Source organism: Nocardiopsis sp. N85, assembly GCF_028882275.1.
GTDB classification, from domain to species: Bacteria; Actinomycetota; Actinomycetes; order Streptosporangiales; family Streptosporangiaceae; genus Nocardiopsis; species Nocardiopsis lambiniae.
The window spans coordinates 112,181-135,864 of sequence record NZ_JARBUT010000016.1 but is presented as its reverse complement, the minus strand read 5'-3'; the positions used below and the strand labels follow the sequence as shown (position 1 = coordinate 135,864).

At 72.0% G+C, this 23,684-nt stretch carries 20 protein-coding genes; 12 read left to right on the top strand and 8 right to left on the bottom strand.

The genetic code is table 11. From position 1 onward, the window contains the following. Positions 1-3 precede the first annotated feature (3 nt). Complete coding sequence (gene sepH, locus PWG71_RS21075) at positions 4-1,512, bottom strand: septation protein SepH (protein ID WP_274811646.1); 1,509 nt, start codon at positions 1,510-1,512, stop codon at positions 4-6. A 586-nt stretch (positions 1,513-2,098) separates the two neighbouring features. Here sepH and PWG71_RS21070 point away from each other — a divergent pair. Continuing rightward, on the top strand, positions 2,099-3,133 hold the full coding sequence (locus PWG71_RS21070) for a hypothetical protein (protein ID WP_274811645.1): 1,035 nt from the start codon (positions 2,099-2,101) through the stop codon (positions 3,131-3,133). A 168-nt stretch (positions 3,134-3,301) separates the two neighbouring features. On the opposite strand, the gene PWG71_RS21065 is transcribed toward PWG71_RS21070, so the two are convergent. Continuing rightward, a complete protein-coding gene (locus PWG71_RS21065) occupies positions 3,302-4,600 on the bottom strand; it encodes a D-arabinono-1,4-lactone oxidase (protein ID WP_274811644.1) in 1,299 nt (432 codons plus the stop codon). 144 nt (positions 4,601-4,744) lie between these two features. On the opposite strand from PWG71_RS21065, the gene PWG71_RS21060 reads away from it, so the two are divergent. The 3 genes from PWG71_RS21060 to PWG71_RS21050 all read left to right on the top strand — a co-directional run bounded on the left by PWG71_RS21060 (position 4,745) and on the right by PWG71_RS21050 (position 9,141). Next, a complete protein-coding gene (locus tag PWG71_RS21060; protein WP_274811643.1) occupies positions 4,745-5,767 on the top strand; it encodes a ferrochelatase in 1,023 nt (340 codons plus the stop codon). 157 nt (positions 5,768-5,924) lie between these two features. Beyond that, on the top strand, positions 5,925-7,961 hold the full coding sequence (locus PWG71_RS21055) for a S9 family peptidase (RefSeq protein ID WP_274811642.1): 2,037 nt from the start codon (positions 5,925-5,927) through the stop codon (positions 7,959-7,961). A gap of 370 nt (positions 7,962-8,331) precedes the next feature. Then, positions 8,332-9,141 carry an inositol monophosphatase family protein gene (locus PWG71_RS21050; protein ID WP_274811641.1) on the top strand — a complete coding sequence of 270 codons (810 nt, stop codon included), beginning with the start codon at positions 8,332-8,334 and terminating at the stop codon, positions 9,139-9,141. A gap of 94 nt (positions 9,142-9,235) precedes the next feature. On the opposite strand, the gene PWG71_RS21045 is transcribed toward PWG71_RS21050, so the two are convergent. Then, complete coding sequence (locus tag PWG71_RS21045) at positions 9,236-9,397, bottom strand: hypothetical protein (RefSeq protein ID WP_274811640.1); 162 nt, start codon at positions 9,395-9,397, stop codon at positions 9,236-9,238. A gap of 685 nt (positions 9,398-10,082) precedes the next feature. Between PWG71_RS21045 and PWG71_RS21040 the strand changes: the two genes are divergently transcribed. The 3 genes from PWG71_RS21040 (at position 10,083) to PWG71_RS21030 (ending at position 12,786) form a co-directional block, all read left to right on the top strand. Continuing rightward, positions 10,083-10,736 (top strand): response regulator transcription factor, encoded by a 654-nt coding sequence (locus PWG71_RS21040; protein ID WP_274811639.1) that lies wholly within the window; start codon positions 10,083-10,085, stop codon positions 10,734-10,736. Then, positions 10,733-11,983, top strand: coding sequence for a sensor histidine kinase (locus PWG71_RS21035; protein ID WP_274811638.1), 1,251 nt, complete (start codon positions 10,733-10,735; stop codon positions 11,981-11,983). The genes PWG71_RS21040 and PWG71_RS21035 overlap by 4 nt, the downstream gene beginning before the upstream one ends. A gap of 506 nt (positions 11,984-12,489) precedes the next feature. Next, positions 12,490-12,786, top strand: coding sequence for a DUF4193 domain-containing protein (locus tag PWG71_RS21030; protein WP_274811661.1), 297 nt, complete (start codon positions 12,490-12,492; stop codon positions 12,784-12,786). Between the two features lie 198 nt (positions 12,787-12,984). On the opposite strand, the gene PWG71_RS21025 is transcribed toward PWG71_RS21030, so the two are convergent. After that, positions 12,985-13,263, bottom strand: a complete 279-nt coding sequence (locus tag PWG71_RS21025) for a DUF4235 domain-containing protein (RefSeq protein WP_274811637.1) — start codon at positions 13,261-13,263, stop codon at positions 12,985-12,987. 204 nt (positions 13,264-13,467) lie between these two features. Between PWG71_RS21025 and valS the strand changes: the two genes are divergently transcribed. The 4 genes from valS to PWG71_RS21005 all read left to right on the top strand — a co-directional run bounded on the left by valS (position 13,468) and on the right by PWG71_RS21005 (position 18,415). Then, positions 13,468-16,053 carry a valine--tRNA ligase gene (gene valS, locus PWG71_RS21020; protein ID WP_274811636.1) on the top strand — a complete coding sequence of 862 codons (2,586 nt, stop codon included), beginning with the start codon at positions 13,468-13,470 and terminating at the stop codon, positions 16,051-16,053. A gap of 91 nt (positions 16,054-16,144) precedes the next feature. Beyond that, positions 16,145-16,621: a dUTP diphosphatase gene (dut, locus tag PWG71_RS21015; protein WP_274811635.1), complete on the top strand. Its 477-nt coding sequence runs from the start codon at positions 16,145-16,147 to the stop codon at positions 16,619-16,621. Positions 16,622-16,678: 57 nt separating this feature from the next. Beyond that, positions 16,679-17,536, top strand: a complete 858-nt coding sequence (locus PWG71_RS21010; protein WP_274811634.1) for a DUF3710 domain-containing protein — start codon at positions 16,679-16,681, stop codon at positions 17,534-17,536. Positions 17,537-17,683: 147 nt separating this feature from the next. Then, a complete protein-coding gene (locus PWG71_RS21005) occupies positions 17,684-18,415 on the top strand; it encodes a PIG-L deacetylase family protein (protein ID WP_446725068.1) in 732 nt (243 codons plus the stop codon). Positions 18,416-18,492: 77 nt separating this feature from the next. Here the strand turns inward: PWG71_RS21005 and PWG71_RS21000 are convergent, their stop codons facing one another. Together PWG71_RS21000 and PWG71_RS20995 are read right to left on the bottom strand one after the other, a co-directional pair. Further along, positions 18,493-19,668 (bottom strand): serpin family protein, encoded by a 1,176-nt coding sequence (locus PWG71_RS21000; RefSeq protein ID WP_274811632.1) that lies wholly within the window; start codon positions 19,666-19,668, stop codon positions 18,493-18,495. A gap of 26 nt (positions 19,669-19,694) precedes the next feature. Further along, positions 19,695-20,798 carry a serpin family protein gene (locus PWG71_RS20995; RefSeq protein WP_274811631.1) on the bottom strand — a complete coding sequence of 368 codons (1,104 nt, stop codon included), beginning with the start codon at positions 20,796-20,798 and terminating at the stop codon, positions 19,695-19,697. Positions 20,799-21,217: 419 nt separating this feature from the next. Here PWG71_RS20995 and PWG71_RS20990 point away from each other — a divergent pair, with 419 nt between their 5' ends. Next, positions 21,218-21,961: a DUF3159 domain-containing protein gene (locus PWG71_RS20990; protein ID WP_274811630.1), complete on the top strand. Its 744-nt coding sequence runs from the start codon at positions 21,218-21,220 to the stop codon at positions 21,959-21,961. Between the two features lie 48 nt (positions 21,962-22,009). Here the strand turns inward: PWG71_RS20990 and PWG71_RS20985 are convergent, their stop codons facing one another. Together PWG71_RS20985 and PWG71_RS20980 are read right to left on the bottom strand one after the other, a co-directional pair. Further along, entirely contained in the window at positions 22,010-22,693 is a 684-nt protein-coding gene (locus tag PWG71_RS20985; RefSeq protein WP_274811629.1) for a potassium channel family protein, read from the bottom strand. Between the two features lie 2 nt (positions 22,694-22,695). Continuing rightward, on the bottom strand, positions 22,696-23,370 hold the full coding sequence (locus PWG71_RS20980) for a potassium channel family protein (RefSeq protein WP_274811628.1): 675 nt from the start codon (positions 23,368-23,370) through the stop codon (positions 22,696-22,698). Positions 23,371-23,684 lie beyond the last annotated feature (314 nt).

The window sequence follows — 23,684 nt, the reverse complement described above, 5'->3', positions numbered from 1 at the left end:
TGGTCACTCGTCCTTCTTGGCCCCGAACATGATCTCGTCCCAGGACGGTACCGAGGCGCGGCGTCCGCGCCCCTTGCGCTTGGGCGCGGGGCGGTCCCCGCCGGACGCCGCGGCCGGGATCGGCGCCGGAGGTGCCGCCGGGGGCTGGTCGGCGGCCCGTCGCGGGGTCCCGGTGTCGTTGAGGTCGATGGTGGCACGACGGCGCCGGGGCGCGGGTTGGGCCAACGGTGCCGCGGGCGGAGCCTGCTCCGCCCCGCCGGCGGCCGGCCAGGAGGGGCGCTCCCGCGGATCGGACCGCTCGACGGTGCGCCGCTCGGGTCGCTCCGGGGGAGCCTGTTCGGGGTGTCGCGGCCGTTCGGCGTGCGGTTCCTCCGGGCGCTCGATCGGGTCGGGCACGGGTCCGTCGTGGCGCCCGTCCGCGGCCGGCTCCTCGAACACGGGGGCCGCCGGGCGCACGGGTTCCTCGACCGGCGCGGGGTGCCCGGCCCGGTCTTCGGGCTCCTCGTGGCGTCGTTCCCGGGACTCGTCCCGCTCCGGCCGGTACTCGGCCCGGTGGCCGCGCTCCTCGAAGAACCGCTCCTCCGTGCGCCTCTCCTCCTCGCGCCGTTCCTCCTCGCGGTACCCCTCGTGGGCGGCCGGTTCCGGGCGCGCCCGCGGTGCCTCGTACTCCCGGCGTTCCCGGTACTCGGGGCGCTCGCGCGGTTCCTCGGCCCGCCACCGGTCGTGCTCCTCACGCCGTTCGGGGCGCTGGGCGGCCCGGTCGGACTCCCCCCGTGCCGACGACGGCCGCAGGGGGTCGTCCGGCGGGGACCCGTGCCGCCGCAGGGCACCGCCCACGCGCTCGGGCGCCGGACGCATCGCGGCGCGCGAGGGTTCGAAGTCGGTGCGCCGAGGGGCGAAAGGGGTCACGTTCGCGGTGGTGGAGGGCGTCTTCGGAGGCCCCGAGGAGGAGAACCGGGCGGCCTCCTCGTCGGCGGGGGCGACGGTGTTGTGTCTGGGCTCGTACAGCCAGTGGGCGACGCGTTCCTCGCCGTCGTCCAGGAAGACGAGCTTGAGCTGCCAGGAGCGGTCCTCCCGCTTCCAGGAGTCCCAGACCGCGTCTCCGGTCTCCAGCTGGTGGGCCCCGATCCTGCGGGTGACCAGCTCCTCCAGGGTGCCCCCCGGGGCGGTCTCGCCGGCGATGCGCACGCCGGCGCGCTGGGCCTGCTGTGCGATGTACTCCCGTTCCTGGAGGACCGGGCCCTCGAACCAGCGGACCCGTTCGAGGGGGATGCCGGAGATCTCGGAGATGGCCTCCGCGGTCTCGCCGGACCGGATCCGGGCCTGGATTTCCTTGGGGCGCAACGGATTCTCCACTTCGATCTCGTACTGGCCGAGCCGGGAGAACTGGCCGCGTACAGCGGCGCGGAGGCGGTCGTCGACGGGGAGCATGAAACGGGTTCCACGGCCGGTGCTGGCCAGCACCAGGTAGGTGCCGTCCTCACTCACGGCCACGAGGCGAAGCTCGTGCATCGCCCTCCCTTTCGCGTCCCGTCGAGGGCAGGTCGTGTGACCGATCCCCGCGTTCTCCAAGTCTGGTCGGCCGACAACGGTTCGGCCACTACCGTGCCCGGCGCGCCCGAACATGTGTGCCCGCCTCCCGGCCCGTGGCGCACCGGTCCACGGTCGGGAGCGCCCCGGGCCCTCCCGGGGTCCTCACGGTCGCTTCCTTTGCCAATCTTGGCACGTCGGCCCTTCCACGACCGGGAGCGATCACGGGGAAATGTCGTCGTTCCCGTGCGAAGGCTCCGCCGTGATGGTATCCCGCGCCTCCCGAATCGCCCCAGGTCTGGGAAAAACTCCGATCTCGGTCGCTTCCAGGGGTATGGGGATTCTCTCGGACGCAACTCGACACGCCGGTGGCCATCGGAGAGTGATCAATCTTTATTGATGGCGTTATCGGAACCCTGTCGCCCTTAGCCTGAGTTATCCGTACATGAGTCGAATGTGAACTTTGGGGCGTATGGGGCCACATGGCCCGACACACGCCCGTTCCGGAGCGCGGCGCGCCGTGTCGCGCGCCCTCCGGACGGAACGGAACACGAAAGGGGGCGGCCGCATGGGGCGGACCGAGTACCACGACGATCAGGAGGCGGAGGAGGATGAGAAACCCGAGAGCAAGCGCGTCGATCTGAGCCTGTCCCAGGTCGCGGGGGCGGGCGCGGCCACCCTCGCCGCCGCCACGGCCGCCTCCTACCTCAACGTCTACGGGACGGTCATCGGGGCCGCGGTCATGGCCACCTTGAGCACCCTGGCGAGCCCCTTCCTCCAAGAGTGGTTCTCCCGCAGCGGCACCCAGGCCCGTCAGTTCGCGGAGAAGACCGTCAGGTACACCGACCCCACGGGAACCGGTTCTCCCCGTCCCGGCGCCCACCCGCTGGACCCGCCGGGCACCGGTCCGATCCCCGGTGTGCCGCCGACCGGACCGATCCCCGGCCTGCCCGAAGACCTCGACGCCACCCGCACCATGGCCCTGCCGGTCCAGGGCCTGGAGGACCCCACCGGGCGCTTCGAAGCGTTCGGGGAGGACGACGCCAGGGGTGGCGCGACCGTCGTCCACGAGGACCCGGACGGGCCGGGGTCCGGAGACGCCCCGCCGGTCCGTCGCGGACGGCGCCTGGTGTTCGCCGCTGTCGTGTTCGCCCTGGTCATGCTGGCCATTCTGGTGTTCGAGCTGTTCACCGGGCGTTCCTTGACCGCGTGGACGCAAGGGCAGGACGAGTCCACCTCGCCCACCCTGTTCGGCGGTGACGCCTCGGTGTCCTCGACCCAGGAGGACGGAACGGACACCGGGACCGAGGAGGGGACCGACGGAGACCCGGAGGAGGACGTCACCGGGTGGACGCCCGAGGGGCCCACGGACGGGGCCACCGAACCCGCGCCCGACACCGACGGCACCGCGCCGCCGACCGAGGACGGCGAGCAGACCGACCCGGGCGCGCAGACGCCGGAGGGCGGCACCACCACCCCGCCACCGGCGGAAGAGGAGGAGGGCCGGGGCACCGGCGAACCGCAGCCCGAGTCCGGCACCGGGGACCAGGGCTCCGGAGGAACGGAGAACGCCGTTCCCCCGCCCGCGGCCTCCGTCGGCTGATCCGGCCTCCCGCGCGAGCGGGCCCCGCGCCCGACACCGACGTCACCGCGCGGCGACCGTGGGGGTCTGTCCGCGCGCGAGGCGGGCCCCACCGGTGGTGGGACCCGCCTCGCGCGTTCCCCGGGAGCCGGAGACGTTCCGTCGCGGCCGGTCGCGGGCGGTGGTCGATCAGCCGAACACCCGGTCCAGGTAGTCGTTCCCGAACCGGCGGTCCGGGTCCACCCGGTCGCGCACCGCCAGGGCCTCGCCCAGACGCGGGTACACCGTCTCCAGGTAGGAACGGTCCCGCGTGTGCATCTTGCCCCAGTGCGGTCGCCCGCCCACCGACGTGAACACCGCCTCCAGATCGGCGAAATACGCCTCGTACGGCGTCCCCTTGTACATGTGCACCGCGACATAGGCGGTGTCGCGCCCGTAGGCCGTCGACAGCCACACGTCGTCGGCCGGGGCGAACCGCACCTCCACCGGGAAGCTCACCCTGTGGTCGCCCCGGTCCACGATCCGGCGGGCCTCGCGCAGCACGTCCACCAGGTGCTCGGCGGGGATCGCGTACTCCATCTCCACGAACCGCACGTCCCGCACCGACGCGAACACCTTGTACGACACATCGGTGTAGGTGCGCGCCGACAACGCGCGCGAACTGATCTGGTTCACGGTCGGGACCGTGCCGGGGAAGCGGCGGCACACCCGGTTGACGCCGTCGAACAGGGTGTTGGACAGGAAATCGTCGTCCAGCCACGCCTTGAAGCGCGACAGCGGTCGCGCCGGACCGGCGCTGATGTTGTTGCGCTTGGTGTTGGTGTTGCCGGTGTGGGGGAACCAGAAGAACTCGAAGTGGGCGTTGTCGGACCGCAGCTCCGGCAGCCGCTCCAGCACCTCGTCCAGCGGCATCGGTTCCTCACGGGCGTGCAGCAGGAACGACGGGCGTACCGCCATCGTCAGCGCCGTGACCACACCGAACGCGCCCAGGCCCACCCGGGCGGAGTGGAACAGCTCCGTTTCCCTCTCGGCCGAGCAGGCCACCACCGAACCGTCCGCCAGCACCATCTCCAGGCCGACCACCTGGCTCGCCAGGCCGCCCGCGTCCCGACCGGTGCCGTGCGTGCCGGTCTGCACCGCCCCGGCCATGGTCTGCACCGCGATGTCGCCCATGTTGGCCAGGGCCACCCCGTGCCCGGCCAGTACCTCGTTGAAGTCGCACAGCGGCAGACCCGCCTCGACGGTGGCGGTGCCCGCCTCCGGGTCGACCGAGCGCACCTTCGTCAGGGAGGTGGGGGAGAGCAGCAGTCCGTCGGTGACGGCCACGTCGGTGAAGGAGTGTCCCGACCCGACCATGCGGACCCGCAGATCGTCCGCGGCGGCCGAGGTCACGGCCGCGACGACCTCGGGCGTGTCGTTGGGGGAGGCGGTGCGCTTGGGACGGGCCTGATGGGTGTCCGCCCATGTGTGCCACAACACATCTGTCATGACAGGCGACATTACTCGCCGGTCACTTTTCTGAACAGAGGAGAAGTGCGGTGAAAGGTCCTGGTCCGGGCGAGGCCGACACCACAGCGGTGCTGACCGGGGGGTGCCGTGGAGAGGTCCCGCGGAGCTGGTTTCATAAGGTCCATGAGGCCTTACGACGCGTTTCTGCTGATCTCCTTCGGTGGCCCGGAGGGCGAGGACGAGGTCATCCCGTTCCTGGAGAACGTCACGCGCGGGCGCAACATCCCGCGCGAGCGGCTCGCGGAGGTCGGTGAGCACTACTTCCTCTTCGGAGGGGTGAGCCCGATCAACCAGCAGTGCCGGGACCTGCTCGCCGCCATCACCGCGAGGTTCGACGAGGACGGCATCGACCTGCCGATCCACTGGGGCAACCGCTTCTGGGCCCCGATGCTCACCGACACCCTCGCCCGGATGAAGGAGGACGGGGTGCGGCGCGTGCTCGCCCTGCCCACCTCCGCCTACTGCAACTGGTCGAGCCGCACCGCCTACCTGGAGGACATCGACCGCGTCCGCGCGGCCCTGGGCGAGGACGCGCCCGAGATCGATCTCATCCGCCCCTTCCACGACCACCCCGGGTTCATCGAACCCCTGGTGGAGCACACCCGCGACGCCCTGGACGCGCTCCCCGCCGAGCAGCGCGAGGGCGTGCGCCTGTTGTTCTCCGCGCACTCCATCCCCACGGCGATGGCCCAGGAGAGCGGCGGCCCCGAGCTGGGCTTCGGTCCCGACGGCGCCTACGGCGCCCAGCTCGCCCGGGTGGCCCGCCTGGTCGTGGACCGACTCGACCGCGAGTACCCCTTCGAGGTCGTCTACCAGAGCCGCAGCGGCCCGCCGAGTCAGCCCTGGTTGGAGCCCGACGTCAACGACCGCATGGAGGAGCTGGCCGAGGAGGGCGTGCCCGCCGTCGTCGTCATCCCGCACGGGTTCGTCTCCGACCACATGGAGGTCAAGTTCGACCTGGACGTGGAGGCCCGCGAGACCGCCCGGAAACTCGGCATCGGGTACGAGCGCGCCCTCAGCCCCGGCACCCACCCGGCGTTCGTGGCCATGGTCTCCGACCTGGTCCGCGAGTACACCGAAGGCGACGGGGCGGGGTGTCGGGGCGGCGGCCTGCCGGCGTGCGCCCAGTGCCCCTCCCGGGGCTGACGGGCGCCCCGCGCACCGGCCGGTGGGACACCTCCCAGCCCCCGGCCGGCGGCGACGCCCCGGGCCGTTGTCCGACACCTCGGTAAACACCGCTGACACCCTGAGCGGATAGGGTTCGACGCAGATCACGAATCCACCCCTCTCAGGAGTAACTGCCTTGGTCCGTTCCTGGTACGAACTGCCGGAATACGTTCGCCTTCGGCGCGTCAACGGGCTGCGCCTCTCCCCCGACGGAACCCGTCTGGTCGCGCCCGTCAGCGGCATCGCACACGATGCCAAGTCCTTCCGCAGTGCCCTGTGGGAGATCGACGTCCTTCCCGAGGCGGAGGGCGGTGACGCCCCCCGACGCCTCACCCGTGGAGCCAAGGGCGAGAGCGGCGCCGACTTCCTCCCCGACGGCTCGGTCCTGTTCACGACCGGTCGCCCCGACCCCGACACCAAGCCCGAGGACAAGCCGAAGTCCGCCCTGTGGCTGTTGCCCGCGACCGGCGGCGAGGCCCGTCGGGTGGCGGCCCGCCCGGGCGGTGTCGGCTCCTTCACCGTCGCCCGCGACTCCGGGCTGGTCGCGTTCACCTCCGACACCCTGCCCGGCAGCGGTGACGAGGAGGAGGACGCCGAGGCCCGCAAGGCCCGCGAAGAGGCCGGGGTCAGCGCGATCCTGCACGAATCGCTGCCCATCCGCCACTGGGACTCCGACATCGGCCCCGACCACCCCCGCCTCTTCGTCATCGAGCCGCCCGCCGACGACGAGACGGGCCCGGCCGAGGCCCGCGACCTCACCTCCGACGCAGGGAAGGCCCTGCTCAACGCCGAGGTCTCCCTCACCCCCGACGGCACGGTCCTCATCACCACCTGGAACACGCCCACCGGTGGCGGCGCCCACCGGTGCGACCTGGTGGCCATCGACGTCGCCACCGCCGAGCGCACCGTCCTGCTCAGTGAGGAGGACACCGACCTCGAATCGCCCCTGGTCTCCCCGGACGGCCGTCTGGTCGCCTACACGCGCGGATCCGAGGGGCACTACGACGGCGAGCCCCGCGAGTACCAGCTGTGGGTCCTGAACCGGGAGACCGGCGAGACCTCCCCCGTCCACCCGGGCCTGGAACTGTGGCAGCGCGGCACCGCCTGGTCCGCCGACTCGCGGTCGCTGTTCTTCGTCGCCGACGAGAACGGGCGCCGCCCCGTCTTCCGCGCCGACCTCGCCGAGGGCTCCGTCACCAGGATCACCGGTGACCACGGCGCCTACAGCGAACTCAACCCGTCCCCCGACGGACGGTACGTGTACGCGCTGCGCGACGCCTGGGACGCCCCGCCCGCCCCGGTGCGCCTGGACGCCGACGCCACCGACGGCGCCCCCGTCCACCTGCGCACCCCGGGCTCCGCGCCGACCATGCCCGGCACCCTCACCGAGATCGAGACCACCGCCGACGACGGCGCCCGCATCCGATCCTGGCTGGTGCTGCCCGAGGAGGCCTCCGCCGAGGCGCCCGCTCCGTTGGTGCTGTGGGTGCACGGCGGTCCGTACATGAGCTTCAACGGGTGGTCGTGGAGGTGGAACCCGTGGATCCTGGCCGCCCGGGGCTACGCCGTCCTGCTGCCCGACCCCGCCCTGTCCACCGGGTACGGCCAGGACATGCTGCGCCGGGCCTGGGGCCGGTGGGGGCCGCGCGTGTTCGCCGACATCATGGCGATCACCGACGCCGCCGAGGCCCGTGACGACATCGACGCCGAACGCACCGCCATGATGGGCGGTTCCTTCGGCGGGTACATGGCCAACTGGATCGCCGGGCACACCGACCGGTTCAAGGCCATCGTCTCCCACGCCTCCCTGTGGGGGCTGGACGCGTTCAACGGCGCCACCGACTACCCGCCGGTGTGGGAGCGGGAGTTCGGCACCCCGTTGGAGCAGCCGGAACGGTACCTGCTCAACTCGCCGCACCTGCACGCGGACAAGATCGTCACGCCGATGCTGGTGATCCACGGCGACAAGGACTACCGGGTGCCCATCAACGAGGGGCTGCGCCTGTGGCGCGACCTGCTGCTCCACGGGGTCGACGCCAAGTTCCTCTACTTCCCGGACGAGAACCACTGGATCCTCACGCCGGGCAACGCGCAGATCTGGTACGAGACGGTCTTCGCGTTCCTGGAGCACCACGTCCACGGCAAGGAGTGGGCCAAGCCCGAACTGCTCTGAGCCGGGTGCGGTGGGCCCCGGGACGTCTCCGCCGTGCGCGGGGACGCCCCGGGGCGCCGGTCGTACGCCCAGGAGGCCGGCGCCGTGTCCACCGCGGAGTCGGGGCGGACCGCGTCGTCGTGCGCCCGGCGCACCGTCGGCGGCGCGACGGCGAAGGACCACGGCCGCACCTCGGCCGTGGCGCCCCGTGCCCGCTCGCCCCTCCCACCGTGGACCACACCCCGGAGACCCGCGTCGACGGGGTCCCGACGACCCGCCGACCCGGTCCGTGCAGACCTCGACGGCGGGGGTGGGGCCGTGATTCATCCGGCCGTCTCTTCGGCGGCGTAGAGTGCGGTCGGATTCCACACCCGAACCTGAGAGCGGAGCAGTGAGCAGCATCCACACCACATCCGATCCCGAGAGTCTGCGCGACCTGGCCGTGCGGGTGGCCGTCGAGGCGGGTGAACTCGCCGCGGAGGGACAGGCGGGCGTCACCGTGCTCGACACCAAGTCGAGCCCCACCGACATCGTCACGAAGATGGACCGGGCCACCGAGGACCTCATCCGCTCCCGGCTGCTGGCGGCCCGCCCCGACGACGCGATCCTGGGGGAGGAGGGCGGCGACGAGTCCGGCACCAGCGGTGTGCGCTGGGTGGTCGACCCCATCGACGGCACCGTCAACTACCTGTACGGACAGCCCGACTGGGGGGTCTCGATCGCCGCCGAGATCGACGGAACGGTCGTCGCGGCCGCCGTGAACGTCCCCCGGCGAGGCGAGATGTACGAGGCGGTGCTGGGCGGAGGCTCCCGCCGCAACGGCGAGCCCCTCCAGGCGCCGCCCGCGGTACCGCTGGACCGGGCGTTGGTGGCGACCGGGTTCGGATACTTCTCCGAGCGCCGCAGGCAGCAGGCCCGGGTGCTGCTGGAGGTCGCCCCGCTCGTCCGCGACATCCGACGGGGCGGCTCGGCCGCGGTGGACCTGACCGGTGTGGCCGCGGGCCGCTGCGACGCCTTCTACGAGCGCGGCCTGCACCCGTGGGACTGGGCGGCCCCCGGCCTGGTCGCCACCGAGGCCGGTGTCCGGGTGGGCGGGCTCCACGGCGGTCCTCCCGCCAACGATCTGGTCATCGCCGCCCGCCCGGAGCTGTACGACGCCTTGGACGCCCTGCTGGCGCCGCTGGGCGCCGACCGGGACTGACGGGCGCGGAAGGGGGGCGCGAGGGGATCGTCCCCCTCGCGCCCCCCTCGATGTCCGGTCGTCGTTCCGGTCCCCTCGGGATCCGGACGATCGCTCAGGCGCAGTCGATACCGTTGCGGGCCGCGATGCGGTACAGGTCTTCGAGCTCCGACGTGTGGGTGTCGATGAGGAACTCGTCCCCGGCGGCCTGCGCCGACTGGAGCGCACCGCGGGTCTCGTTGATCCGGACCTTGATCTCCGCGAAGAACTCGCCCATTGCACCTCTTCCAGGGGTAGTCACCGGAACACGTGTGTGCTCCGGTCGCAGTCGGTCCGCGCGCAGGCCGCGGCGTGCGCGGGATTCGGTGTGGTCACGTCCCTGTGACATGCGTGCCCGTCGCGGTCCGGCCTGTCGGTCGGGTTCCGCGCGGGTGTTACCTACGTCTACCGCACTGTGATCCAGGTCAAACCGGCACCCCCCGCACGTGACCCTTCCGTGATCCGACCCGCGGGCCGGCGGCCTTCCGGAAGACGGAAAAGCCCTTGTGGCGGAGGGTCGGCCGGACGAACGGCCGCGCGCGCCCACCCGAGCCGTTCGCACTTCCGGACCACGTGTCCCATGACACATCTCCGTGCAGAGCCCGTTGCTTACTCGTTCCTTATTCTTGATGTGTCAGATTCGAGATGTGCGGGGTTACGCCGCCGCCGGCGGTTGGGGGATTCGCCGACGGCGGCGCCCCGCTCACAAAGGGGTCGTTGAGACTCCCGGCCCAGCGCCCGTCACCGGCGCGGGGTGAGGACGAGATCCGGTTCGCGCCGAAGGCGCGAGCGGTTTACCGTCTCCTTACCCCCGCCGTGAGAGAACGGTTGACGCGGTCGGGACCGAGAACGCCGCTGCCGGTGTGTTGGGGGATGCGCCGGCAGCGGCCCCTTTTCTCCCAGGTACCGAAGAGGACGAGAAGTTGCGTGTACTCGTGGTCGAAGACGAGCGTGTCCTGGCCGACGCCATCGCGGTGGGACTGCGTCGCGAGGCCATGGCCGTGGACGTCGCCTACGACGGGGACACCGCTCTGGAGCACACCGCGGTCAACGACTACGACGTGGTCGTTCTGGACCGCGACCTCCCGGGGGTCCACGGCGACGACGTCGCCCGCACCCTGGTGGGGAGCAGCTACAACGGGCGCATCCTGATGCTCACCGCCTCCGACGCCGTCCAGGACAAGGTCGAGGGCCTGAGCCTGGGCGCCGACGACTACCTCGCCAAACCCTTCGCCTTCCCCGAGCTGGTGGCCCGCGTGCAGGCCCTGGCCCGGCGTTCCACCCCGCCGCTGCCCCCCGTCCTGGAAAGGCACGGCATCACCCTGGACCCGGCCAACCACCGGGTCCACCGGGAGGGGCGCGAGATCCCCCTGACGCCCAAGGAGTTCGCGGTCCTCCAGGTGCTCATGCGCGCCCAGGGCACCGTCGTCAGTGCCGAGGGGCTGTTGGAGAAGGCCTGGGACGAGAACGCCGACCCCTTCACCAACGTCGTGCGCGTCACCGTCATGACCCTGCGCAAGAAGCTCGGCGCGCCGCCGGTCATCCAGACCGTGCCCGGTGCGGGGTACCGGTTGTGAGACCCCCGGGCCGGCCGGAGCCGGGCCAGGTGGAACCCACCCGGCCCGGTGACACCGGGACCTGGCGCAGCCTCAGCATCGCCGACCCGGCCCGGATGGGCGCAGAACGGTCGCCCACCTCGGAGCGGGTGCACCGGTTCGCCGACAACCTCAGCCTGCGAGCCCGGCTCACCCTGATCTACGGGATGCTGTTCTTCGCCGCGGGCTCGGTGCTGGTCCTGGTCAACTACCTCATCGTGGCGGTGCTGCTCAACGCCCTGCTCAGTGAGGAGAGCGCCGCGGAGTTGGTGGCGCACGGCCACCTCATCGAGGAGGTCCTCACCCACGTCACCCGGTTCTCGCTGCTGGCCCTGTTCCTGGTGGGGCTGCTCGCGGTGGCCCTGGGGTACGCGGTGGCCGGCCGGGCCCTGTCGCCGTTGCAGAAGATCACCCGCATCGCCCGCCGCCTGTCGGAGCGTTCCCTGCACGAACGCATCGCCCTGTCCGGGCCCGACGACGAGATCCGCGAACTGGCGGACACCTTCGACGGCATGTTGGAACGCCTGGACCGCGCCTTCGACGGCCAGCGCCGGTTCGTCGCCAACGCCTCCCACGAGCTGCGCACGCCCCTGGCGATCAACCGCACCCTGTTGGAGGTGGCGCTCACCGCCCCCGACGTCTCGTCCGACCTGAAGTCCGTGGGCCGCACCCTGCTGGAGACCAACGCGCGCCACGAACGCCTCATCGACGGCCTGCTCTTCCTCGCCAAGAGCGACCGCGAGCTTGAGGTGCGCGCCCGTGTCGACCTGGGCGAAGTGGCCGGGACGGTGCTCAGCCAACTCTCCGCCGAGGTCGCCGAATCCGGGCTGGCCCTGCGCAGGGACCTGCGGCAGGCACCGGTGGTGGGCGACCCGGTCCTGTTGGAGCGGCTGGTCGCCAACCTGGTGGAGAACGCCCTCAAGTACAACGTCCCCGACGGTGGGATCACCGTCCGCAGCGGCATGTACGAGGGCCGGCCCGCCGTGCAGGTGGAGAACTCCGGCAAGATCATCCCCGCCTACGAGATCGAGGGGCTCTTCGAGCCGTTCCGTCGCGGGTCGGGCGATCGGGTGGGCTCGGGCCGCAGCGCCGGACTGGGCCTGTCCATCGTCCGTTCGGTGGTGCGCGCCCACGAGGGCGTGGTCACCGCCTGGCCGCGTTCCGGCGGTGGTCTGGTCATCACCGTCTGTCTCCCCGTCCCAACGGATGAGACGCCGGAACGGCGCTGAATCCGGACCTTTCCGGGTGCCCGAACATATCCCCTGGGGCGAGGCATAGGGCCCAAGCTGCGTCACGCCACACTTCGTGGTATCTATACGTGTCCGAAGACACGCCCATCCGGGTCACGTGCGCCGAGCTCGGGTGGGTATGCTGCCTCGGGCGTGGACACGGAGGGAATCCCTCCTGACGTGGGCATGTCTTCGGTTTTCGCCCGCGGTGGGGGAGTGATCAGCGCTTTGTCCGGGGTGGGCGGAAACGGCTTTTCCAGGTCTACGGGGCACCCGACGTTGGGTAGTACTCCAAGGAAACCGGACCCGAATGCGGCGACATTCCATGGCCGCCTTCGGACACGGTCCCGAGGAAAGTGCTGCCGACCTGTGAGCGGTGGCCCGGGAGGGGGCACGGTTCACCGACATCGGGAGAACTCATCGGCCGAACCGGGCACAACCGAGGTCTCTCAAGCGTTACTACCCGCGCGACGAGGCATTGAACGAGGGGGATGGAGTTAGCAGAGATGGCCACCGACTACGACAGCCCGCGCAAGACTGACGAGGACATCAACGAGGACAGCCTTCAGGAGCTCCAGGCCCGGCGCGTGGACAAGGGCACCGGCACGATCGACATCGACCCCGACGAGGTCGCGGAGGGCATGGAGCTGCCCGGTGCCGACCTGTCGGGTGAAGAGCTCGCCGTGCGCGTTCTGCCGCGTCAGTCCGACGAGTTCACCTGCTCGCGCTGTTTCCTGGTCCACCACCGCAGCCAGCTCGCCGAGCAGCGGGCGGGACAGCTGGTCTGCAAGGAATGCACCTGACCGGGCGGGACGGTTCCCACTCCGTCCCGTCCAGGTGCGCCCGACACGATCCCGGGACCCGTTGACGGGGCACGGGAGCACGGGGAACACGAACGACGGTGGACGGCCCAGCGCACGGGATTCACGGTGCGGTGGGCCGCCCACCGTCGTCTTCCTTCGAGGGGGACGGCACCCGGGCGGGGCGATCCCCGGGGTCGGTCAGGACTCCAGGACCTCGGGAGCGGTACGGCGCAGACCCTTGCGGGCGGTGCGCACCGCCAGCACCCGGGCCACCTCGACCCCGACACCGGCGACGACCGCCCAGCCCAGGGCACTGCCCAGACTCACGTCGGGGGACTCCAGGTCCGTGGGCGGCTCCTCGCCGGTCGCTCGGGTCCAGGCGAAGGTCAGCGCCTTGCGCATGACGAACTCGGCCGCGAATCCGGCCACGAAGCCCAACAGGACCGGAGTGACGTCACCGCCGTCCTTCTTAGCCATGTGAATCGTTCACCGTTCTTGTCGTGTGCACGGGCACGGGCGGCGGACCGCCCGTCCCACCATGGTCTACCGAGACGATCCTTTCACGTGCGGGACCCCCCGACACGGAACGCCCCCGCGAGGTACGGCCGGCCGGAGGGAACGGGGCGTGCGGTGTGGGAAAACCCGGAGCGATCACGCTCCGGAGCGCACTACCATTGCCCCATGACCAACCGCTCTCATTCCTTCCGCATGCCCGACAAGCCTTCGCTGGACGGTATCGAGGCGAAGTGGGTCGACGTATGGGATGAGTCCGGCGTCTACCACTTCGACCGTACGGCCGAGCGCGAGGACGTCTACTCCATCGACACCCCGCCGCCCACGGTCTCGGGTTCGCTGCACATCGGCCACGTGTTCTCGTACACGCACACCGACACCGTCGCGCGTTTCCAGCGCATGAACGGCAAGGCGGTCTTCTACCCGATGGGCTGGGACGACAACGGCCTGCCCACCGAGCGCCGGGTCCAGAACTACTACGGTGTCCGCTGCGACCCCTCGGTCGCCTACGACCCGGACTTCGCGCCTCCGGCCAAGCCCGACCCCAAGCGCCAGGTCCCCGTCTCCCGGCGCAACTTCATCGAGCTGTGCGACCGGCTGACGGCCGAGGACGAGAAGGTCTTCGAGTCGATCTGGCGCCGTCTGGGGCTGAGCGTCGACTGGCGGCACACCTACGCCACCATCGACGACGACTCCCGGGCGGCCGCCCAGCGCGCCTTCCTGCGCAACCTCTCCCGCGGCGAGGCCTACATGGCCGAGGCGCCCACCCTGTGGGACGTCACGTTCCGCACCGCGGTCGCCCAGGCCGAGTTGGAGGACCGCGAGCGCCCCAGCGCCTACCACAAGGTCGCCTTCCACAGGCCCGACGGCACCCCGGTCCACATCGAGACCACCCGCCCCGAGCTGCTGGCGGCCTGTGTCGCGCTGGTCGCCCACCCCGACGACGAGCGGTACCAGGACCTGTTCGGGACCACCGTCACCACGCCGGTCTTCGGCGTCGAGGTCCCTGTCGAGGCGCACCGGCTCGCCGACCCCGAGAAGGGGTCCGGCATCGCCATGATCTGCACCTTCGGCGACACCACCGACGTCACCTGGTGGCGCGAGCTCCAGTTGGAGACCCGCCCCATCATCGGCTGGGACGGGCGCGTCCTCGCCGACCCGCCGACCGGCCTGGAGTCCGGCGTCGCCCGCGAGGCCTACGACCGACTGGTCGGGGCCACCGTCCACACCGCCCGCGAGCGCATCGTCGAGATGCTGCGCGAGAGCGGCGACCTGGTCGGCGACCCCAAGCCCATCACCCACCCGGTCAAGTTCTACGAGAAGGGCGACAAGCCCCTCGAAATCGTCACCACCCGCCAGTGGTACATCCGCAACGGCGGCCGTGACGAGGAACTGCGCCGCAGGCTCATCGAGCGGGGCCGCGAGCTCACCTGGCACCCCGAGCACATGCGCGCCCGCTACGAGAACTGGGTCGAGGGCCTCAACGGCGACTGGCTCATCAGCCGCCAGCGCTTCTTCGGCGTTCCGTTCCCGGTCTGGTATCCGCTCGACGCCGACGGCAACCCGCGCTACGACGAGCCGATCCTGCCCACCGAGGACCGGTTGCCCGTCGACCCCAGCTCCGAGGCGCCCGACGGGTACACCGAGGACCGGCGCGGGGCGGCCAACGGCTTCATGGGCGACCCCGACGTGATGGACACCTGGGCGACCTCGTCGCTGTCCCCGCAGATCGCCTCCGGTTGGGAACGCGACCCGGACCTGTTCGCCCGCGTCTTCCCGATGGACTTCCGTCCCCAGGGCCAGGACATCATCCGCACCTGGCTGTTCTCCACGGTCGTGCGCGCCGACTCCGAGAACGACACGCTGCCCTGGCACACCACCGGCATCTCCGGCTGGATCCTGGACCCGGACCGCAAGAAGATGTCCAAGTCCAAGGGCAACGTCGTCACCCCGCTGGCGCTGCTGGAGAAGTACAGCTCCGACGCGGTCCGCTACTGGGCGGCCAGCGGTCGCCTCGGGACCGACACCGCCATGGACGAGGGCCAGATGAAGGTCGGCCGCCGGCTGGCCATCAAGATCCTCAACGCCAGCAAGTTCGTCATGTCCGTCGCGGGTGAGCACGCCGCCGCCGACCCGGCGCACGTCACCGAGCCCCTGGACCGCGCGATGCTCGCCGCCCTGGCCGAGGTCGTCGAGGACGCCACCAAGGCGTTCACCGACTACGACCACACCCGGGCCCTGGAGCGCACCGAGCGGTTCTTCTGGGACTTCTGCGACGACTACCTGGAGCTCGTCAAGACCCGCGCCTACGACACCGAGTCGGCCGAGGGCGCCTCCGCGCGCGCCGCGCTGCTCATCGCCCTGGGCGCCCTGCACAAGCTCTTCGCGCCGTTCGTCCCGTTCGTCGCCGAAGAGGTCTGGAGCTGGTGGCAGGAGGGCTCCGTCCACGCCCGGCCGTGGCCGGTCGCCGCCGAGTACCGGACGGCCGCCGCCGACGGCGACCCCGCCGTCCTGGCCGCGACCGCCGAGGTCCTGCGGGCCGTCCGCAAGGCCAAGTCCGAGGCCAAGCTGTCCATGCGGGCCGAGGTCGAGAACGTCCGGGTCACCGGTAAGCGCGTGGAGGCCGCCCGTGCCGCGGCCGCCGACATCGCCGCCGCCGGTCGCGCCGCCGGGATCGACTTCCAGCCCACCGACGACGCCGAGCTGACGGTCGAGGTCACCCTGCCCGAGACCGCGGAGGAACCCGCGGAGTAGCACCATCGGCACCGTGCGGCCGGGGCGGAACGGTCCGCCCCGGCCGCACGTGTATCCGCGCAACGTCCCGGGGGCGATAGGCTCGGCGAATGTGAGTAGTGCATCCCTGGGGAGCGGCCGGATCCCGATCACGGTCCACCGCCTGGACCCCGGCCTTCCCCTGCCCGAGTACGCGCACCCCGGTGACGCGGGCGCCGACCTGTACACCGCCGTCGACGTCGTTCTCGCCCCGGGGGAGCGGTCCACCGTCCCCACCGGGCTGGCCATCGCCCTGCCCGACGGGTACGCGGCTTTCGTGCATCCCCGTTCGGGGCTCGCCGCGCGCTGCGGCCTGACGATCGTCAACGCCCCGGGCACGGTGGACTCCGGATACCGGGGCGAGATCAAGGTGACCCTGCTCAACACCGATTCCACGGATCCCGTGGCGCTCACCCGGGGCGACCGGATCGCGCAACTGGTGATCCAGCGTGTGGAACGGGCCGTGTTCGTCGAGGCGGACGCCCTGCCCGAGTCGGTGCGCGGAGCGGGCGGTTTCGGTTCGACCGGGGGCCACACCGCATTGCGGTGACGACATTCCCGCACCCGGTGCGATCCCGGGGCCAATGGAGAGCAAAGAGGTGAGGGCGTGTTTGGACGCCGCCGCAAGAAGCGGAACGAAGAGACCGACAGAACCGAGACGCGGGCTCCCCGCGAGGGGGCGGCGGGCGCCGTCTCCTTCGGCAACGAGGTCGAGCCGGGGGAACGGGGCGCGGAACCCGTCAAGGAGGCCGACCGCCACCGGGCGACCGGGCCGTGGGACGCCGGCGAGGACGCGCCCGAGATGAAGCGCATGGACCTGGGCGGTATGCGCGTGCCGATGGAACAGGGCACCGAGGTCCAGGTCAACGTCGCCCAGGACGGCCAGGGCAAGCAGAAGATCATCGGTGTGACCCTGGTGCGCGGCAAGAGCGCCCTCCAGGTGCAGCCCTTCGCCGCTCCCAAGTCGTCGGGCATGTGGGACGAGATGCGCGAGGAACTGCGCGAGCAGGTCGTCAAGCAGGGCGGCAAGGCCGAGGAGCACGAGGGCACCTTCGGGCCCGAACTCAAGGCGCTCGTCCCGGTGCCCGGCCGTACCACCGAGGACGGCAAGCAGCTCGCCCAGCGGGTGCGGTTCATCGGCGTGGACGGCCCGCGCTGGGTGCTGCGCGGCGTGATCCGGGGTGAGGGCGCCGCCAAGCCGGAGATGATGGCCGAGGTGGAGAAGCTCTTCTCCGACATCATCGTCGTGCGCGGCGACCAGCCCAGCCCGCCCGGTGAACTGCTCCAGATCACCGTGCCCAAGCAGATCCAGGAGCAGATGGCCAAGGCCGCCCAGGCCCGCGCCGCCCAGCAGACCGAGGCCCGCCGCACCGCCGCGCAGCAGGGCGGCACCGGCACCTCGCCCAACGGCGCGGCGCCCCGCGGCCCCGGCGGGGCCTCGCCGAACGGCTCCTCCGCGTCCTGAGGGGCGCGGGACCGTCGTGGAACCGCCCCGGAGCGACCGCTCCGGGGCGTTCCCGTGCACGGGGTCCGCATTCCCGCGCGCGGGTGGCCGGTTCCGGCCCGAAGCGCCTTCCCGCCGCCGCCCGGCCCCTTCCGTAGGGTGGGGACCATGACGAACGACAGCGCCCCCTCCCTGCTGCCGGAGGACTGGACCCGAGCCCTGGCCGTGGTCGCCCACCCCGACGATCTGGAGTTCGGCAGCTCCTCCGCGATCGCCCGGTGGGCCCGCCAGGGCAAGGAGGTCACCGAACTCCTGGTCACCCGGGGCGAGGCGGGCATCGACACCGTCGCCCCGGAGGAGTGCGCGCCCCTGCGCATGGCCGAACAGCGCGCCTCGGCCGCGGCCGTGGGCGCGGCCGGGGTGGAGTTCCTCGACTTCCCCGACGGGACGCTGGAGTACGGGTTGCCGTTGCGCCGCGCCCTGGCCGAGGCGATCCGCAGGCATCGGCCCGAGGTGATCGTCTCCATCAACTTCCGGGAGCACTTCTCCGGGGGGAGCGCCTTCAACCACGCCGATCACCGGGTGCTCGGCCCCGCCCTGCTCGACGCGGTCCGCGACGCCGCCAACCGGTGGGTCTTCCCCGAACAGCTCACCGACGGGCTGGAGCCCTGGTCGGAGGTGCGCTTCGTCGCGTTCGGCTCCTCACCTAAGGCCGGTCACTACGTGGAGTTGAGCGGGCAGGACCTGGCCGACGGGGTGGCCTCCCTGGACGCCCACGCCGTCTACCTGGCCAACCTGGACGGGTTCGACCAGAAGTCCTTCCTGCCCCGGATGGCCGAGATGGCGGGGGAGTGGGCGGGGGTGCCGTTGGCCACCGGGTTCGAGGTGTTCGAGGTGTAGGTGTACCGACCGCGGAGGTCGGGGACACGGGTGGCCCGCGCGGACCGGGAGGGTCGGCGCGGGCCACCCGCACGCCCTCACCGACCGCGATCCGAGGACCCCGCGGGCCCCGGGTCCTCGGGGTCGGTGATCCGCCCCAGGAAGAGCACGGAGGCGCCGCGCCGCAGGACGAACGCGAACGGCCGGTCCACGACGAACTCCACGGGCGGCGCGAGCGGCATGGCCGCCGCCACCGCGAACACCGCCGTCGCCGCGGCGCCCTCCGCGCCGATCTCGTCCACGCTCAGCACCGCCCGGTGCACGATCGCGTCCAGCCGGAGCGGGTCGCCGGTGATACCGGACAGATCGCGGGTGGGGCGCCCCGCCACGGCCGCCAGGTCGGGCAGGGCCTCCAGCAGCTCGAAACCGCTCTCCACCCGGAACCGGGGCAGGGCCACGTTCACCGTCTCCGAGCGGGCCGCCTCCCGCAGTGTCCGGTGCGATTCGAGGGTCAGGGCCGGCGGTTCCGTGCCACCCTCCTCCGACAGGACGATGTCCAGGTCGAGTCCGTGATGGCCGGACAGGGTGAGCAGACGCAGCCCGTCGGCCTCGGCCACCCGCGCGTGGCCGGAACGCCACATGGTCGGCACCGACCGGTCGCCGTCGGGCGTGTGGAACACCCGCTCCCGGGTGGCCTCCGCCTCGAAGGGTTCGAGCCACATCAACCGCACCCACAGGGCGTTGACGAGGATGGACTCGGTCTCGGAGGTGATGGTCCCCCGGGGGATGAGGTCGGTGATCATCCCCCGGGTGACGTCGGCGACGGCGGTGTTGATGTCCGCGCGCGCCCTCTCCGGGGCGGCGGCGAAGTCCGCGGAACGCACCGCCGACCCGGGGCGCGCGGCCAGCGCCGAGGCGAACCCCGGCAGGACCGCGCAGCCCTGACGGACGTACAGGTCGTTCACCGAGACCAGGTCCAGGGCGGGCGGGCCGCCCGGGTCGTCGTCGGGGGTCCGCGCGCCTTCGTCCAAGGCGGCCGGGCCCGCCCCCACCGTCGCGTCCAGGGCGGCGACGTGTCCGCCCAGGGAACCTCCCCGCGCGGTCAGGGCGCGGGCGAGGGCCTCGCGCACCTTCCCGGAGGATCCCTCGGCGAGCAGGGTCAGCGCGGTCCCCGCCGAGTGCGGCGACCACACGTGCGAGACGCCCGTCTCGGCCAGGGCGTGTTCCAGGGAGAGGGCGAAGTGCAGGTGGTCCGGGTCGATGTCCGGTGTCATGGCGGGCCTTCCGGTAGCGGGGGGTGTCAGGAGGCGGGACCGGGGTCGACGGGGTCGGTCACCCGGCCCAGGAAGAGGAGGGAGGAAGCGCGGCGCAGGGCGAGGACGAACGGCCGGTCGACGGTGAACTCCACCGACCGGGACGGCAGGACCGACCCGCGCAGCATCATCACACCGGTGGCGGCCGCCCCCTCGGCGCCCTTCTCGTCCACGCTCAGCACGGCCTGGTGCAGGATCTCGCTCACCTTCAGCGGATCCGGGCTGATGGCGTCGAACCGGGCCCTGTCGGTGACCATCTCCTTCAGGCCCAAACGGGCCAACGGCCCCAGCAGGGAGACGCTGGTGCGCACCGTGAACCGGGGCAGGGCCAGCTTGGTCATCGTCGGGGACGCACCCCGGTGGAGAGCGGCCAGGAGACCGGGGGCGAGCGGCGGCGGGGTGGGGGAGGCGACGTCCGGCAGCAGGATGTCCAGGTACAGGCCGTGCCGGCCGGTGAGGGTGACCATGCTCCAGCCGTGGGCACGGGCCAGCGGCAGTTTGGCGGTGCGGTGCATGGTGGGCACGGGTCTGGTCCCGCCCGGCGCCCGGAACGGCCGGGGCCCGGTGTGGGAGACCTTGAACGGTTCCTGCCACGCCACCCTCACCCACAGGGCGTTGACCAGCAGCAGCCGGACGTCGGGCGGTGGCAGCCCGGGCGGCAGCAACTGGTCGATGAGCCCGTGGGTGACCTGCGCGACCCGGCCGTTGATGTACCGCCGCACCCCCTCGGAGTCGCCCCTGAAGTCGACGTTGGCCACCTCGGTTCCGCCCCGGGCGCGCACGTGCTCCACGAACGTCCTGCGCAGCGGCAGGTCGGCGGGTGTGTACAGGCCGTTGAGGACGGCCAGGTCCAACCCGTCGGTGGGGCCCACCGACGCGTCCAGGTCGGCCAGCTGCCCCGCGAAGTCACGACCGATCAGGGAGACGATCTCCGCCAGGGTCCGGTGCGAGGACCCGGAGGCCAGCAGGGCCAGCACGGTGCCGACGGAGTGGGGGGACCACACGTGGGAGGCGCCGGGGTGGATCAGTTCCCGGTCCACCGGGGCGGCGAACTCCAGGTGGTCCCTCCGGAGACGGGGGATGGTCGACATCGGACTCCTCGGATCGGCGGCTCTCCGGGGCCAGCGTACGGAGTGCCGACGCCCCTGGCCAGGGCCGCCCCGCCGGTCACCGGCACCGAGGGGGCGGTGACCGCACCCGGCCGGTGGGAGGACGCCGACCCTCCTCCCCGTCGTGGGGGAAGGAGGGCCCGACACCACCCCCGTGGGACGGTCCCGCCCGTGGGGGGATCGTCCCACGGGGTCGAGTCCGGCTCCCTCCGGAGAACGGGCCCTCCCGAAAAGGATCGGGTGAGAAGTCGCACGGACGGGTCGTGACGGACCCGGGCGAGACCTCCCATAACCGCCCTGGACGGGGCCGGAACGGTGGCGCCGGTTCGCGTAGGCTGGGGCACCATGACCGTGCCCCCCGCCCGGGGCGGCATCGACGACGTGAAGCGGACCGGGAGCAGATGACTGAGCAGCAGCGTGCCGAGGAGGGGACCGGCCGGGAACCCGAGGAGTCCAAGCCCTCCGTGGTGACCGAGGACACCGTCGAGGCGCTGGTCCGCTCCCAGCTCGCCAAGGCGTTGGGCGGCAAACGGGGCATGGTCGAGGCCGCGATCCCCACCCTGACCTTCACGATCTCCTACATCGTCTCCTCCGAGTTGCGCCTGTCGATCGGTCTGGGCGTGGCCGCCGCGGTGCTGCTCGGCGTGCTCCGACTGGTCCAGCGCTCCTCGGTGCAGTACGTGGTCACCAGCCTGTTCGGGATCGGCATCGCCGCGATCTTCGCGATGCGCAGCGGCAACGCCGCCGACGCCTTCCTGCCCGGCATCATCTACAACGCCGTCTACGCCGTGGTACTGAGCCTGTCGGTGCTGGTGCGCTGGCCCGCGATCGGCCTGATGATCGGCCCGTTCATCGGGAACAAGGAGGACTTCTCCTCCTGGCGGGAGAACCCGGCCGTGGTCACGCTGGCGTCCAAGCTGACCTGGCTGCTGGTCCTGCCCTGCGTGATCCGGGTGCTGGTGCAGTACCCCCTTTGGGCGGCCGACACCTACGGGTGGGCCGACACGTTCGCGCTGCTCGGCCTCTCCAAGATCGCCATGGGCTGGCCGTTGCAGGTGGCGGCGTTCGCGGGAATGGTGTGGGTGCTGGCGCGCGGCCGCACTCCGTTGGAGCAGGGGCAGGGGAGCCCCGCCGCGCAGGACTGATCCGCCCTCCGGACCGCGGGGTGCGCCCGTACGGGCGCACCCCTTCCCTCATGCCTCGGGGGTCCCGTCCACCGACCCCAGGAGGACCTCCAAGGGGCCCAGGGAGTCGGGCTCGGCCAGGAACACCACGGTGTTGCCCACCGACAGGACCCGTTCGGGCTCGGGCGCCCGCACACCGCCCGGGCCCACGACGGCCACCAGCGCCACCCCCTCCGGGAGGGCGGCGATCAGCCCGCTCTCGGGGCCGCCCGCGAAGGGGCTGTCGGCGCGCAGCACCGACTCGGCGATCTCCGCCCCGGGCAACGGCGGCAGGGTCCCCTCGTCGAAGGGCTCCTCCTCCGGCTCGTCCTCGACCAGATCGGCGATGAGCCGGGGCGGCGACACCGCCAGGTCCACGCCCCAGGAGTCGTTGAACAACCACTCGTTGGCGGGGTCGTTGATCCGGGCGATCACCCGTCCCACCCCGAACTCGGTCTTGGCCAGCAACGACACGACCAGGTTCACCTTGTCGTCGCTGCTGGCGGCGATCACCACGTCGAAGTCGCCCAACCGGGCGTCCTCCAACGTGGACAGCTCGCAGGCGTCCGCCAACAGCCACTCCACCTCGGGCAGGTCGTCCACGCCGATCGCCCGGGTGTCCCGGTCGATGAGCAGCACGTCGTGACCGTTGCCCGCCAGTTCCGTGGCGATGGAACGGCCCACGCTCCCCGCCCCCGCGATGGCGATCCGCATCCCTACGCCTCCGTCCCGTCCTCGTTCAGCCTTCCGGGCAACCCGTCCAGGTCCCGGCTGTCGGCCACCACGTGCAGCACGTCGCCCTCCTCCAGGACCACCTCCGTCCCGGCCAGCACGATCCGTCCCCGCCGGCTCAGGTAGACCACGCGCAACGGCGCGCCCTCCTCCACCGACGCCACGCTCCGCCCGGCCCACCCCTCGGGCAGGGTGACCTCGGTCATCGCCAGCGTCCCGGAGGCGTCCTGCCATTCGGGGCCGGCGGTGAGCCGCTCGTCCCCGGGCACCATCCGGCGCAGGATCGCGTCGGCGGTCCAGCGCACGGTCGCCACGGTGGGGATGCCCAACCGCTGGTAGACCTCCGCCCGCCGGGGATCGTATATCCGCGCGACCACGTGCTCCACGCCGAACGTCTCGCGCGCCACACGGGCCGCGATGATGTTGGAATTGTCGCCGTTGCTCACCGCGGCGAACGCCCCCGCCCGGTCGATCCCCGCGCTGAGCAGCACCTCCCGGTCGTGTCCGAGCCCTCGGACCGCGTGTTTGGCGGTGTCCCCGCGCAGCCGGCGGAACGCCTCGGGGTCCTGGTCGATCACCGCCACCGTGTGTCCCAGATCCACCAGTGTGTGCGCCAGCGTGGACCCCACGCGGCCGCACCCCATGATCACGATGTGCACCTCGCCCGCACTCCCGTCGAAACAGCGCCTCCCGGGCGCGGGACGTCGTCCCGTGCCCCCTCAGTGACACCTTGGCACATCGGTCCCGTTCCCGTGCGTTCGGGCCGACACCGGGCGTCCGCGCCGGCGCCGGCCCCGCGGCCTCCGATCGCCGAGCGTGGCGGGTCCCGCCCCGGAGGACGGTAGATTAGGGCGGTCGGTGACCGTGCGTGCAGGTCACCCGCGGGACGTGCGCCACCGGTGCGCACCCCGACCGCGCACCCGGGACGTCCCGTAACGTCCCCGTCGGTGATCCGGATCCTCCCGCGACGGGC

Bases quoted from the DNA above. Each gene is read 5' to 3' on its own strand.
- sepH (WP_274811646.1), bottom strand. From the start codon at position 1,512: ATGCACGAGCTTCGCCTCGTGGCCGTGAGTGAGGACGGCACCTACCTG.
- PWG71_RS21070 (WP_274811645.1), top strand. From the start codon at position 2,099: ATGGGGCGGACCGAGTACCACGACGATCAGGAGGCGGAGGAGGATGAG.
- PWG71_RS21065 (WP_274811644.1), bottom strand. From the start codon at position 4,600: ATGACAGATGTGTTGTGGCACACATGGGCGGACACCCATCAGGCCCGT.
- PWG71_RS21060 (WP_274811643.1), top strand. From the start codon at position 4,745: ATGAGGCCTTACGACGCGTTTCTGCTGATCTCCTTCGGTGGCCCGGAG.
- PWG71_RS21045 (WP_274811640.1), bottom strand. From the start codon at position 9,397: ATGGGCGAGTTCTTCGCGGAGATCAAGGTCCGGATCAACGAGACCCGC.
- PWG71_RS21030 (WP_274811661.1), top strand. From the start codon at position 12,490: ATGGCCACCGACTACGACAGCCCGCGCAAGACTGACGAGGACATCAAC.
- PWG71_RS21025 (WP_274811637.1), bottom strand. From the start codon at position 13,263: ATGGCTAAGAAGGACGGCGGTGACGTCACTCCGGTCCTGTTGGGCTTC.
- valS (WP_274811636.1), top strand. From the start codon at position 13,468: ATGACCAACCGCTCTCATTCCTTCCGCATGCCCGACAAGCCTTCGCTG.
- PWG71_RS21005 (WP_446725068.1), top strand. From the start codon at position 17,684: ATGACGAACGACAGCGCCCCCTCCCTGCTGCCGGAGGACTGGACCCGA.
- PWG71_RS21000 (WP_274811632.1), bottom strand. From the start codon at position 19,668: ATGACACCGGACATCGACCCGGACCACCTGCACTTCGCCCTCTCCCTG.
- PWG71_RS20995 (WP_274811631.1), bottom strand. From the start codon at position 20,798: ATGTCGACCATCCCCCGTCTCCGGAGGGACCACCTGGAGTTCGCCGCC.
- PWG71_RS20990 (WP_274811630.1), top strand. From the start codon at position 21,218: ATGACTGAGCAGCAGCGTGCCGAGGAGGGGACCGGCCGGGAACCCGAG.
- PWG71_RS20985 (WP_274811629.1), bottom strand. From the start codon at position 22,693: ATGCGGATCGCCATCGCGGGGGCGGGGAGCGTGGGCCGTTCCATCGCC.